We start from the raw sequence: 12473 nt of genomic DNA, 5'->3' as shown, positions 1-12473 counted from the left end.
AAACGCCACACATGACGCAAAGCCAGGCCAGGCCCCGGAACCCGGCCAGCTGGCACCCCGCCGCTCAGGAGCGGGAGGGCCTCTGGGTCTTCACCCGGGTGCGCGATTTCATTGACGACATTGCCAACACCTCCCCCGCCCGGCTTGCGCTGACTGCATTCGCTGCCGTGTGCCTGGTGTTCACGTTCCTGCTCTCCCTGCCCTTCTCGTCCGCCACCGGCACGGCCACCCCGTTGCACCAGTCCATGTTCACCGCCGTCTCCGCCGTGTGCGTCACCGGCCTGACGGTGGTGTCGACGGCGGTCCACTGGTCCTTTTTCGGCCAGCTGGTGATCCTGATCGGCGTTTTCATCGGCGGCCTCGGCACCCTGACGCTGGCGTCGTTGCTGGCGCTGATGGTGAGCAAGCGGCTCGGCGTGCGGGGCAAGATCATCGCCGCCGAATCCATGAACAACGCCGGCCGCCTCGGGGAAGTGGGAACGCTGCTGCGGATCGTGATCACCACATCAGTGGTCATCGAAGGCATCCTGGCCCTGGCGCTGATCCCCCGCTTCCTGACACTGGGCGAGCCTTTTTTGCAGTCCGTCTGGCACGGCATCTTCTATTCCATCTCGTCCTTTAATAACGCCGGATTCACCCCGCACTCAGACGGCATCGTGCCCTACGAAACGGACCTGTGGATCCTGGTTCCCCTGATGCTCGGCGTGTTCCTGGGCAGCCTCGGGTTTCCCGTGGTGATGGTCCTGCAGCAGAACGGGCTGAACTGGAAAAAGTGGAACCTGCACACCAAGCTCACCATCCAGGTGTCCTTCATCCTGCTCGCGGCGGGCACCTTCCTATGGGGGCTGATGGAGTGGGACAACGCCAGGACCATCGGCTCCATGGACTTCGGTGACAAGATCACGCATTCCCTGTTCGCCTCGGTGATGACCCGGTCCGGCGGGTTCAACCTCGTGGAGCAGAACCATATGGAATCCACCACGATGCTGCTGACGGACGCGCTGATGTTCGCCGGCGGCGGGTCCGCGTCCACTGCCGGCGGCATCAAGGTCACCACCATCGCCGTGATGTTCCTGGCCATCATCGCTGAAGCGCGCGGCGACGCCGATGTCAAGGTCTACGGCCGGACCATCCCGCAGGGCAGCATGCGCGTCGCCATCTCGGTGATCGTGGCCGGCGCCACCCTGGTTTCGGTGTCCGCATTCCTGCTGCTCCATATCAGCGGCGCTTCCCTGGACCGTGTGCTCTTCGAAACCATTTCCGCCTTCGCCACCGTGGGGCTCAGCACGAACCTCAGTGCCGAGCTGCCGCCGTCGGGCGTTTACGTCCTTACTGCCCTGATGTTCGCCGGCCGCGTCGGCACCGTGACCCTCGCTGCCGGCCTGGCGCTGCGCCAGCGCAGCCAGTTGTACCACTATCCCGAAGAGAGGCCCATCATTGGCTAGTTCCCCAGACGCCCCCCGGCGGCCCGCCCACAATGCTCCGGTGCTGGTCATCGGACTGGGCCGGTTTGGTTCCTCCACTGCCGAGCAGCTGGTCAAGCAGGGCCGGGAAGTGCTCGCCATCGAACGGGACCGCAGCCTGGTGCAGAAGTTCGCCCCGCTGCTGACGCACGTGGTGGAGGCCGACGCCACCAACATCGACGCCCTCCGCCAGCTCGGCGCGCAGGAGTTCAGCTCCGCCGTGGTGGGCGTGGGCACGTCCATTGAGTCCTCGGTGCTGATCACCGTCAACCTGGTGGACCTCGGCATCGAGCACTTGTGGGTGAAGGCCATTACGCCCTCGCACGGCAAAATTCTCACTCGCATTGGCGCCAACCACGTGATTTACCCGGAGGCCGACGCCGGTGTCCGGGCCGCGCACCTCGTGTCCGGGCGCATGCTGGACTTCATCGAGTTCGACGACGACTTCGCCATTGTGAAGATGTACCCGCCCCGCGAGACGGTGGGGTTCACGCTGGATGAGTCAAAGGTGCGGTCCAAGTACGGCGTGACGATCGTGGGCGTCAAGTCGCCGGGCGAGGACTTCACCTACGCGCGGCCGGAAACCAAGGTCTCCTCCCGGGACATGCTGATTGTGTCCGGGCACGTGGACCTGCTGGAACGCTTCGCCGCCCGTCCCTAGCTTCGCGGGTGGGGAACCGCCGGCGGTTGAGCCTGAACATCCGCCGGTGGTTGACCTTGTCGAAACCCCGTCTTGTCGCGCTTAACCGAGCTGCTTGGTGATCTCCGCTGCCCGGTCCGCTGCGGCGCGTGCGCCGGCGGCGATGATGGACGGAATCCCGCGCTCGTCAAAGGTTGCTATGGCGCGCTCGGTGGTGCCGTTGGGGCTGGTCACCGCTTTGCGCAGGGCCGCCGGGTCCGCCCCCGGCTCGGCGAGCATAAACCCGGCACCGGCTACGGTTTCCCTCGCCAGGAGCAGGGACAGTTCGGCATCGAGGCCCAGCTCCTGGCCTGCCGCTGCCATCGCCTCGGCAAGATAGAACGCGTACGCCGGTCCGGAGCCGCTGATGGCGGACAGGGCGTCCACCTGCTCCTCGGGCACCTCAACAACGGTTCCTGCGCCCTGCAGGATGTCCTTGACCTTCTGCAGCTGTTCGGGCGTGCAACTGGTGCCCGGTGAGACCGATACAACGCCGCGCCCCAGTTTGGCAGGGGTGTTGGGCATGGTGCGGATGACCGGTTGGCCGGCCGGGAGGGCAGCCTCCAGCTGGGCGATCGAAACGGCCGCGGCGACGCTCACCACCACCGTGTCCGGGGCGAGGGAGGAGCTGATCTCGCGCGCCAGTTCGGTGATACCGACCGGCTTGACCCCCAGAATCACGACGGCGGACCCCTTGCTGGCCTGCTTGTTGTTGTCCGGTTCCTCCTCACCGGCGATCGCAGTGATGCCGTGGTGGCGCTCCGCCAGTTCCGCGGCACGCTCGGCACGGCGGACGGTGGCCACGATGTCAGCCGGATCCGTCCCGGCTTCCAGCAGACCGCCGAGGATGGCTTCGTTCATGGACCCACAGCCAAGGAATGCGATTCGGTTGCTCATGGCTCCATCATTGCAGTTTGGCCGGGCGGCTGCCGACCCGCAACAGCAACGCGGGGTCAGATTCGGCCCGAAAACCCGTCGGGATTGGGCCGGATCTGACCCCGCGTCGCGCTGGAAAGATTCACAGCTGGCTCACATGTTGGGTGCAGGTACTTCACAACTAGCAGCCCTACTGTAGTTAGTACCTCATTGAGGGTGCGAGTGATGCGGCAGGCATGGGGATGCCTGCCAGGGCACCGGCGTGCGCGACAGGTTTTCCCCCATTTTCCTGTCGCGGCCGCCGGTGCTTCCGCTTTTAAGGCGTCGCCTAAAACATTTAGCGGGCTACGCTGCAGCGTTTAGACGGCCGCCTCGACGGCCGACGGCGTAACGTGCGGGGCCAGTTCCCTGGGCCCGGAAAAAACCAGCTGGTCGAGGCGGCGGAGGATGAGGCCTTCGCGCAGCGCCCACGGGCAGATTTTGATTTTTTTGAACTTGAAGAGCTCCAGTGCCGCCTCCGCCACCAGTGCCCCGGCGAGCAGCTGGTGGGCCCGGGCTTCGGAAACGCCGGGCAAGTGGAGCCGGTCTTCGGCTTTCATGGCAGAAATGCGCTGCGCCCATACTCCGAGGTCGGAGCCGTGCAGCACGCGCTTGACGTAAGGGCCTGCTGCGCTCGGGGCAGCTCCGGCAATCCGGGCGAGGGAGCGGAAGGTCTTGGAGGTTCCTGCGACGACGTTGGCCCGGCCCAGCCCGTCGAATTCCCGGACTGCCGGCTTGAGGGTGGCCTGGATGTAGCGCCGCAGTTCTTTGACACTCTTGGCTGTGGGCGGATCATCCGCAAGCCAGTCCCGCGTCAGCCTGCTGGCACCCAGCGGCACGGATGTGGCAACTTCCGGCAACTCGTCCTGGCCGAACGCCATTTCGAAGGAGCCGCCGCCGATATCCAGGTTGAGGATGGGTCCGGCACCCCAGCCGTGCCAGCGCCGGACGGCGAAGAAGGTCATGGACGCTTCCTCGCTTCCCGTCAGTTCCTGCAGCGTGACGGTGGTTTCGTGTTTAACCCGGGCCAGGACTTCGGGGCCATTGGTGGCCTCGCGGATGGCGGAGGTACAGAACGCCAGGAGGTCCTCGGCCTTGTGCCGGGCCGCGAATTCCCAGGCTTCCAGGACGAATTCGGTGAGTTCGTGCTGGCCGGCGTCGCTGATGCTGCCGTCCGGCTCCAGGTACTGGACCAGGGAAAGCGGACGCTTGTGCGAGGCGAACGGCACTGGCCGCGCGCCGGGGTGGGCATCCACCAGGAGGAGATGGACAGTGTTGGACCCGATATCGAGGACGCCTAGCCGCATGCTGACATTATTCCCCGTCGGCGCGCTTGAAGTCGCGTTTGATGTTGGCGACACCTTCGGGGTTGATCTCAAAGCCGTAGGCTGCGCCCGGGTTGATGACCATTCCCAGCTCGTCTCCGATGTTGGCGATGATGGCCGCACCCTGTGTACCGAGGACGTTGGGGGCCGCGTCCAGGTACTGCTGGTCCACCCGGCTGGGGTGCGAGAAGACGGCGAGGACGGGTTCGCCCTCGGCGTTCGCGAGGACCAGCGGCTCCACCTGGGAATCGACGCCCTCGATGTTGTCAGAGCTGACGATGTAGACCTCGCTGTTCAGGAAGGACAGGATGACGTCCACAGGACTGGCATCAGGCTGTCCGCCCAGGGCGAGCTTCTCCTCGAGGTCGTTGAGCGGCTGGAGATCCGTGTGCGCAGGCTGTTCAGTCATACGACTAGATGAACACGTTGGGCTCTCCACCGCAATTCGGCCAATGCTTGCTGCGAGCCGGCTGGGAGGAATCCGGCAGCACAATGTCCAAGCGTGGGCCCACACCGTCCGGGTTCCCTGGCCGAGCTTGCGAGGCGAGGGGGACGGTGGGGCGGACGAGCGAGCACGCAGAGGATTTCTTCCAGCCGGCGCCGAGGCTACTTCTTCGCCGTTGCCTTCTTCTTGGCCGGAGGCTTGCGGGTGGCGGTGCGCTTGACCGGGCCCTTGGCGCGCTTCTCGGCCAGGAGTTCAACAGCCTGTTCACGCGTGAGTTCCTCCAGGGAGGTGGCACGCGGAACCGTGATGTTGGTGATCCCATCGGTGATGTAGGGGCCGAAGCGGCCTTCCTTCACCACGATGTTTTTCTCCGACACCGGGTCCGGGCCGAACTCCGCCAGCGGCGGTACCGCGGCCCGGGCGCCGCGCTGCTTCGGCTGGGAGTAGATCTCCAGCGCCTGGTCCAGCGTGATGGTGAAGATCTCCTCCTCCGAACCGATGGAGCGGGAGTCGGTCCCCTTCTTCAGGTACGGCCCAAACCGGCCGTTCTGCACGGTGATCAGGTTGCCTTCGGCGTCCTCGCCCAGAACGCGGGGCAGGCTCATGAGCTGCAGTGCCTCGTCCAGGGTCACGGACTCGACGGTCATCGACTTGAACAGCGAGCCGGTGCGGGGCTTGGCCTTGACCGGCTTCTTGGGCGGCTTGGGCTTGCCGTTCTTGTAGTACTCCACCGGCTGGGCGGCGATCTGTTCCTCGGTCATCTCCGGGATGATCTCGGTGACGTAGGCGCCGTACCGGCCGTTCTTGGCGACGACGGTATGCCCGGTGTGCGGATCGGTACCCAGCACCCGCTCCTCGGGAGCGGCCGTCTCCATCAGCTCAACGGCCTTGGCGGCAGTCAGTTCGTCGGGAGCGAGGTCCTCCGGCACATTGGCCCGCGCCGACTCCACAATCTCCCCCGTCTTGGGGTCCACGGTGGCAGCGGAGCTTTCAAGGTACGGGCCGAACTTTCCTACCCGGAGCGTGATCTCGTCCGTAATGGGAATGGAGTTGATTTCCCGCGCGTCGATCTCGCCAAGGTTGTTGACGATGCTCAGCAGGCCTGGATCGGAGTCCTCGCCGAAGTAGAAGTGCCGGAGCCAGGAGGCGCCCACGGCCTGGCCGTTGGCGATCTTGTCCAGGTCGCCTTCCATGTCCGCGGTGAACTCATAGTCCACATAGTCGCTGAAGTGCTGTTCCAGCAGCCGGATCACGGAGAACGCGATCCAGCTCGGTACCAGGGCGGAACCCTGCTTCCGCACGTAGCCGCGGTCCTGGATGGTGGAGATCGTGGAGGCGTAAGTGGACGGACGTCCAATGCCCTTCTTTTCCAGCTCAGCCGTGAGCGAGGCTTCGGTGTAGCGCGGCGGCGGGGACGTTTCGTGGCCGATGGCCGTGATGTCCGCGGCGGTGAGGGAGTCGCCCTTGGCCACGTTCGGCAGGCGCCGCGCTTCCTCGGAGTCGTCATCGCCGCGGGTCTCGTCCTTGCCTTCCTCGTAGGCTGCCAGGAAGCCGGGGAACGTGATCACGGTGCCCGAGGCGGAGAACTCGGCGTCACGCCCGTCAGCAGCCACGGCACCCAGGCGGATGGTCGCCGTCGAACCCTTGGCATCAGCCATCTGGGAGGCGACGGTGCGCTTCCAGATGAGTTCGTAGAGCCGGAATTCGTCGCCGGAGAGCTGCTTGGCCACCTGGGCGGGGGTGCGGAAGGAGTCACCGGCGGGGCGGATGGCCTCGTGGGCTTCCTGGGCGTTGGCTGCCTTGCCGGTATACACACGGGGTGACTGCGGGATGTACTCGGGGCCGTACAGTTCGGAGGCCTGGCGGCGGGCAGCGGTGAGGGCTTCGTCGCTCAACGCGGACGAGTCAGTACGCATATAGGTGATGTAGCCGTTTTCGTACAGCCGCTGGGCCACCTGCATGGTGCTCTTCGAGGAGAAGCGCAGCTTGCGGCCCGCCTCCTGCTGCAGTGTGGAGGTGGTGAAGGGCGCTGCCGGGCGGCGGGTGTAGGGCTTGGTGTCGACGGAGCGGACGGTGAACGAGGCGTCCTGCAGCCCTGCCGCCAGGGACGTCGCCAGCTCCTCGTTGAGGTGCGCCACGTTCTTGGACGTGAGCACGCCGTCGTCGTTGAAGTCCCGGCCGCTGGCCACCTTGGCACCGTCCACGGCGGCGAGCTTGGCCTTGAAGGAGCCGGTGTCGGCGCCGAACTGGCCGGTGAGGTCCCAGTAGGAGGCGGCCTTGAAGGCCATGCGCTCGCGTTCCCGGTCCACCACCATGCGGGTGACCACTGACTGCACGCGGCCGGCGGACAGGCCGCGTGCCACCTTGCGCCAGAGCACCGGGGAAATCTCGTAGCCGTACAGGCGGTCCAGGACACGGCGGGTTTCCTGCGCGTCCACCAGTGCCGTATCGACGTCGCGCAAGTTGCCCATGGCGCGCTGGATGGCTTCCTTGGTGATTTCGCCGAACGTCATCCGGTACACCGGGACCTTGGGCTTGAGCACTTCAAGCAGGTGCCACGCGATGGCTTCGCCTTCGCGGTCCCCATCGGTTGCGAGGTAAAGTTCGTCGGCGTCCTTGAGCGCGGCCTTGAGCTCGGTCACCTTTTTCTTTTTGTCCGGGGACACCACGTAATACGGCTTGAAGTCGTGGTCAATGTCGACGGCGAACTTGCCCACCGAGGTTTTCTTCAGCTCTGCGGGGAGTTCGGACGGCTGCGGCAGGTCGCGGATGTGACCAATGGAAGCCTCCACGATGAAGCCCTCGCCCAGGTACTTGGCGATGGTCTTGCTCTTGGCCGGAGACTCCACAATCACGAGTTTCTTGCCGGTTTTGGCCTTGCTTGGCACGGTGCTCCTACAGAAAAAGGTTGCTCGGGCAGATGCGCCCATACTGGCCTAGTTCACCATATTTTGCAGAAATGTGCGCATCCATGTGGAAAAGAGGGGGGTGGGCCACGGTGCCGTACGCCCTCCAATCCGCGCCTTATTCCATGGCCGGAATCAGGAAACCGTCCCGGACCAGGTTGGCTGCTTCGGCGAGCAAACCGCTGCGGAATGTGCCGGCGTCGAACCCGTCGTCCCCGCCCAGCAGCGCCTCCAGCGCACCGGCGATCTGGCCCGCCGTGAGGTCGCCGTCGCAGGCCGAGACAAACCCGGCGAGTTCGGTGCTGAGCAGGTTGGTCCGGCGCAAGCCGGCGCCCTGGCGCAGCAGGATCACGCCCGGATGCTCGGCGCCGGGGCGCTGGTGGCGTTCCTCAGTGACGTCGTCCGCCACCAGCAGGTGCGCGTCCCCGATACTGTTGGCTGCCAGCCAGTCCTGGCGTTCCAGCGCCGCGCCCAGGTGCGGTCCGATGGGCTGCTCGATGGGGTAGGTGATCTCCTCGAACCGGCTGAAGCCCTGGCCTGGGCCAGCTGGCCGGCGCAGCAGCACCATTCCGAAGCCGATCCCCGCCACGTTCCTGGACTCGAAGTCCGCTAGGTAGGCCGCGTACGCGTCCCGGTAGTGGTCCCGGTCCCGGGACTCGGAGGCGTCCCGCAGCCAGGTTTCGGCGTACTGCTCCGGGCTGACCAACTCCCGCTGAATGAACCATGCATCCACGCCAGGAACCACCCAGGACTGCGGACGCTCCTGCCAGTCCGTGCCGGCCGCCACCTCCCAGTTTCCCAGCATCTGGGCCGTGCCGCCCTCAGCCAGGACAGCCGGGAGACCGGCCACCAGGGCAGCCACGATGTCATCGCCCGGCAGGCCGCCGTCGCGGTAGGTGAACTGCTCCGCGGCATCTTCCCCCGGGCTCCGTGGCGTGATGACGAACGGCGGGTTGGAGACCACCAGCCCGAATTCCTCGCCGGCCACCGGTTCCAGCAGCGAGCCCAGGCGCAGGCTCACCCGGTCCCCCAGCCGGTCCGGGTCCACCCCCAGGGCCTGCGCGTTCAGGAGGATATTGAACCGGGTAAAGGCAAGCGCCCGTTCGGAAATGTCCGTGGCCGTCACATGCTCGCAGTGGTGCAGCAGGTGGAAGGCCTGGATGCCGCAGCCCGTGCCCAGGTCCAGTGCGCGGTTGGTGTGGCGGCGGAAGGTCGTCTGCACCAAAGTGGTGGAGGCCTGGCCGATGCCCAGGACGTGGTCGTGCCGGAGCACACCCTCCTGCTGGTGCGCAGCGAGGTCGCTCGCCACCCACAGTTCAGCGCCGCCGCTGCCGTCTTCATTAGCGTCCCAGCCGTAGGGCCGCAGGTCGGCTTTGGCGGCCAGGACCGCTGTGCCGGGAACGGGCTCCGCCAGCCCCAGTGCCAGCAGGCCTTCCGCGCGGAGGCCCGGCAGGGCGGCGTCGAGCGTTTCCTTGGGCTGGGGCTCGGCGAGCAGCCACAGACGGACGACGGCGGCAAGCGCCTTGGCGCCCTCGTCCCGCCGGACCGCGCGCTCGGCAGCGAGCAGTGCCGGGATGGTCTGGTCGCGGTTCAAGGCGGTGTAGGCGGATTCGCCCAGGAGATTCGCGACGCCGTCGAGCGTGTAGTCCACGGCGCGCAGGTCCGCGGCGAGTGCGGCGAGCAGGTCCGGAAGGTCGCTGCGGGGCGCGTCGGGAGTATTGCCGGCGGTGAACTCGTATGGGGATTCAGGCACCGCTCAAGTTTAGTGCGGGAGGTCCGGCCCGGCAGGCGCTGGAACGTTGCGGCCTGCCGGACGGGGTAGCGTTGGGGTATGCCAACAACGCTTTCCGTCCTTCCGCGCGCCCGGAAGCAGCCCGCCGGCCCGCGGCGCTTCCCGCGCACAGCATCGGCGCTGGCAGGCCTGGCGGCCGTAGCCCTGGCGGGATGCTCGCCGGTGGTGTCGATCGAGAACGCCGACGTGCCCCAGTGGCGGGCCACCGCTTTGCCGGCATCGCCGGGCGCCGTGCTGGAGGATGCCGGGAAGATCCTCAACAAAAACCGGATCATCCGGGAAGCTTCCAATGTCAGCGCCGGCCGCTACACCCTGTCGGCGACCTGCGAGGGCGGGGGTAAGGCGTTCTTCGCGGTGTCGCTGGACGGGGAAGACGTGGTGGATGCCGGGGCCGCGTGCAACGGCAGCAACGAAGTCACCAGGATCACACTGCCCACTACAGGGAGGCTGGAAATCAGCACCTCCAGCGTGGACGCGCCCCTCATCTACGCCTACCAGCTGATGCCCGCGCAATAGCTATGGTCCGCTAGGGCTTGCGGGCTTAAAGTCGGACTATGCCCAGTGTGCGGAAATCCTCCGCGCCCGGTCCGCTACGGACAGCCCCGGCGCCGCTGGCGCGAAAGCCGGCGGCCGCCGTCGTCCTCGGCCTTGTGCTCGCGGCAGGGCTTGCGGTGGGCGGCTGCGAATACACCTACGACGACGGCCGCTGGGCCGATCCCGCTGATGCGGAGCAGACAGTGGCCCCGGCGCCGGCATTCACCCGAGATCCGCTGGAGCGGGAACCCGTCAGCGAGGCCGAGCTGGAGTCATGGGTGTCCCGCAGCCTGCCCGATACCGGCGATCCGGTCATGTACGCGGCAGCCGGGCTGCTGGCCGCAGGCGAAACCCGCAGCGAAACCACCCCCGTGGTGGGCACCGGCACCTACGCATTGGCGCTGGCCTGCCGGAGCCAGCGCCGTGTGAACTTCACGGTCCGCAGCGACGCGCTCACGCTGGTTGACCTGGGGCTGCGGTGCGGGATCAACCGCGAGAACGTCATTTATCTCTCGGCCGAGACTGCCCTGACTGTCACTGTGGACGCCCGGACAGGTGCCAACTACGCGTATCGGCTCCGGCGCCTGTGACAGGCGTTGCGCTTCCGCAGGCCGTGAGCCCGGCCCTACGCCGCGCAGCCTTCGGGGCAGCGCAGGGTTTCCGGGCTGGAAGCGCATTCGGCGCAGTACAGGGTGAGGGTGCGGCAGCTCGGGTTGGAGCAGTTCTCGAACTTACTGGTGGGGGCCGAGCATCGCACGCATTGCCCGATGGTTTTGGCGTCCTCGCTGAATTCGAGGTGCATACGTTTGTCGAACACATACAGCGAGCCTTCCCAAAGGCCCTGGTCCTTGAAGGTTTCGCCATAGCGGACGATGCCGCCGTCCAGCTGGTAGACCTCTTTGAAACCGCGGTTGACCATCAGGCTGGAGAGCACTTCGCAGCGGATCCCGCCGGTGCAGTAGGTGACTACCGGCTTGTCCTTGAGCCCGTCGTACTTCCCGGACTCGAGTTCCTTGATGAAGTCGTGGGTGGTGGCGACATCGGGGACGATCGCGTCCTTGAAGCGGCCGATCTGTGCTTCGAAGGCGTTCCGGCCGTCGAAGAAGACAACCTCTTCCCCGCCCTGCTTCTTTGTATCCACGAGTTCGTGCAGTTCTTCGGGTTTGAGGTGCTTGCCGCCGCCCACCACACCGTTGTCGTCCACTTTCAGTTCGCCGGGGGCGCCGAAGGAGACGATTTCGTCGCGTACCTTGACGCTCAGGCGCGGGAAGTCTTCCGCGCCGCCGTCGGACCATTTAACGTCGATGCCGTGGAAGCCCTTGTACTCGCGCGTGGTCTTGACGTACTGCTTCACGGCGCCGATTTCGCCGCCCACGGTTGCGTTGATGCCGTCTTCGGAGATCAGGATGCGGCCGGTCAGGCCCAGTTTCTCGCAGAGGGCACGCTGCCAGAGCCGGACGGCGTCCGGATCAGCGATGGGGGTAAAGCCGTAAAAAAGCACGATTCGGTTCAAAGCCACGTATTTAAGGGTACCGGCTTGGATTCCAGTGGCCTGTCCCGGTTCTGCTACGGTCGGGCGCCCGGGGGTGCCGCATCACAATTGCATAAGCTCAGGACTTCTTGCCTGCCACCCCCTGTTGCTTGTGATCGGGGTGGAATAGTCTCATCGCATGAGCCCGGAAACCATGGTTAACGACATCACTGGCCTTCTTGAAGTGTGGGTGGCCGGATGGGCTGGCTGTCGCGGTTACCGGACATCGTCGGAAGGCCGCTTTCCCGCCGCGCTCCGGTCTGATACCTCAGGTGAATGGGAATTTTTCGCGTCCGATCCAACGGACACGGAGTTTGCCGTGCTCGCGGCGAAGGCGGCGGAAGTGCCGGCCCGGGGCCTGACGATCCTGACGAACGACCTCGCCCGGTATTCGGAACTTGCCCGGCAGCACGGATTGAACGTCACTTCCGACACCCAGGCCATGATGATCGTGGACATGGAAACCCAGGACGCCGAGGATCCCTGGCTTTCGGATGACGACCTTTCCCTAGCGGCGTCCGAACAGGACGGTGTGCACTACGCGGAGGTGCGCTCCGGTGACACCCTGGCCGCCAGTGGCCGGGTTTATGTGGTGGGCGACACCGCGGTGTTCGACAAAATCATCACCGAACCGGCCTTCCAGCGGCGCGGCCTTGGCAGTTTTATCATGCGCGCACTGGCAGCGCAGGCGTTTGGGCACGACGTCCAGACCGGGCTGCTGCTGGCGTCCCTTGATGGCCAGAAGCTCTACTCGCATCTTGGCTGGACCACTGTTTCCCGGGTGCTGATGCTGTCCGCATCCCGCGACGGGGCCGATCTGTCCCTGAGTTAGCGCCTGGCACATCTCCCTGAATTCCTGGATTTTCCGCGTCTCCCTTGTTTC

At 65.8% G+C, this 12473-nt stretch carries 11 protein-coding genes; 5 read left to right on the top strand and 6 right to left on the bottom strand.

Annotated features, from left to right (window positions below):
- The first annotated feature begins 11 nt into the window (after positions 1–11).
- Positions 12–1445 carry a TrkH family potassium uptake protein gene (locus tag QRN11_RS00300; protein ID WP_285249406.1) on the top strand — a complete coding sequence of 478 codons (1434 nt, stop codon included), beginning with the start codon at positions 12–14 and terminating at the stop codon, positions 1443–1445.
- A gap of 40 nt (positions 1446–1485) precedes the next feature.
- A complete protein-coding gene (locus tag QRN11_RS00295; protein WP_170850877.1) occupies positions 1486–2124 on the top strand; it encodes a potassium channel family protein in 639 nt (212 codons plus the stop codon).
- 81 nt (positions 2125–2205) lie between these two features.
- On the opposite strand, the gene proC is transcribed toward QRN11_RS00295, so the two are convergent.
- The 5 genes from proC to QRN11_RS00270 all read right to left on the bottom strand — a co-directional run bounded on the left by proC (position 2206) and on the right by QRN11_RS00270 (position 9486).
- The gene (gene proC, locus QRN11_RS00290; protein ID WP_285249405.1) at positions 2206–3039 is read right to left on the bottom strand and encodes a pyrroline-5-carboxylate reductase; all 834 of its coding nucleotides are present in this window, start codon (positions 3037–3039) and stop codon (positions 2206–2208) included.
- A gap of 338 nt (positions 3040–3377) precedes the next feature.
- A complete protein-coding gene (locus QRN11_RS00285; RefSeq protein WP_285249404.1) occupies positions 3378–4364 on the bottom strand; it encodes a Ppx/GppA phosphatase family protein in 987 nt (328 codons plus the stop codon).
- Between the two features lie 7 nt (positions 4365–4371).
- Complete coding sequence (locus QRN11_RS00280; RefSeq protein WP_285249403.1) at positions 4372–4791, bottom strand: SseB family protein; 420 nt, start codon at positions 4789–4791, stop codon at positions 4372–4374.
- A gap of 197 nt (positions 4792–4988) precedes the next feature.
- Positions 4989–7715 carry a type I DNA topoisomerase gene (gene topA / locus QRN11_RS00275; RefSeq protein ID WP_285249402.1) on the bottom strand — a complete coding sequence of 909 codons (2727 nt, stop codon included), beginning with the start codon at positions 7713–7715 and terminating at the stop codon, positions 4989–4991.
- Between the two features lie 136 nt (positions 7716–7851).
- Entirely contained in the window at positions 7852–9486 is a 1635-nt protein-coding gene (locus QRN11_RS00270) for a DUF7059 domain-containing protein (protein ID WP_285249401.1), read from the bottom strand.
- A 78-nt stretch (positions 9487–9564) separates the two neighbouring features.
- Between QRN11_RS00270 and QRN11_RS00265 the strand changes: the two genes are divergently transcribed.
- Both QRN11_RS00265 and QRN11_RS00260 read left to right on the top strand, forming a co-directional pair.
- Entirely contained in the window at positions 9565–10041 is a 477-nt protein-coding gene (locus QRN11_RS00265) for a DUF6023 family protein (RefSeq protein ID WP_285249400.1), read from the top strand.
- A gap of 38 nt (positions 10042–10079) precedes the next feature.
- A complete protein-coding gene (locus QRN11_RS00260) occupies positions 10080–10649 on the top strand; it encodes a DUF6023 family protein (RefSeq protein ID WP_285249399.1) in 570 nt (189 codons plus the stop codon).
- Positions 10650–10684: 35 nt separating this feature from the next.
- Here the strand turns inward: QRN11_RS00260 and trhO are convergent, their stop codons facing one another.
- Entirely contained in the window at positions 10685–11578 is an 894-nt protein-coding gene (gene trhO / locus QRN11_RS00255; RefSeq protein ID WP_285249398.1) for an oxygen-dependent tRNA uridine(34) hydroxylase TrhO, read from the bottom strand.
- A 151-nt stretch (positions 11579–11729) separates the two neighbouring features.
- Between trhO and QRN11_RS00250 the strand changes: the two genes are divergently transcribed.
- Positions 11730–12422, top strand: a complete 693-nt coding sequence (locus tag QRN11_RS00250) for a GNAT family N-acetyltransferase (protein WP_142060679.1) — start codon at positions 11730–11732, stop codon at positions 12420–12422.
- Positions 12423–12473: the final 51 nt, after the last annotated feature.

This window comes from Pseudarthrobacter sp. fls2-241-R2A-168, assembly GCF_030209335.1.
In the GTDB taxonomy this organism is placed as follows: Bacteria; Actinomycetota; Actinomycetes; order Actinomycetales; family Micrococcaceae; genus Arthrobacter.
The sequence above is the reverse complement of the archived record's forward strand: the minus strand, read 5'-3'. Positions and strand labels throughout refer to the sequence as shown.

Bases quoted from the DNA above. Each gene is read 5' to 3' on its own strand.
- QRN11_RS00300 (WP_285249406.1), top strand. From the start codon at position 12: ATGACGCAAAGCCAGGCCAGGCCCCGGAACCCGGCCAGCTGGCACCCC.
- proC (WP_285249405.1), bottom strand. From the start codon at position 3,039: ATGAGCAACCGAATCGCATTCCTTGGCTGTGGGTCCATGAACGAAGCC.
- QRN11_RS00285 (WP_285249404.1), bottom strand. From the start codon at position 4,364: ATGCGGCTAGGCGTCCTCGATATCGGGTCCAACACTGTCCATCTCCTC.
- QRN11_RS00280 (WP_285249403.1), bottom strand. From the start codon at position 4,791: ATGACTGAACAGCCTGCGCACACGGATCTCCAGCCGCTCAACGACCTC.
- QRN11_RS00265 (WP_285249400.1), top strand. From the start codon at position 9,565: ATGCCAACAACGCTTTCCGTCCTTCCGCGCGCCCGGAAGCAGCCCGCC.
- QRN11_RS00260 (WP_285249399.1), top strand. From the start codon at position 10,080: ATGCCCAGTGTGCGGAAATCCTCCGCGCCCGGTCCGCTACGGACAGCC.
- QRN11_RS00250 (WP_142060679.1), top strand. From the start codon at position 11,730: ATGAGCCCGGAAACCATGGTTAACGACATCACTGGCCTTCTTGAAGTG.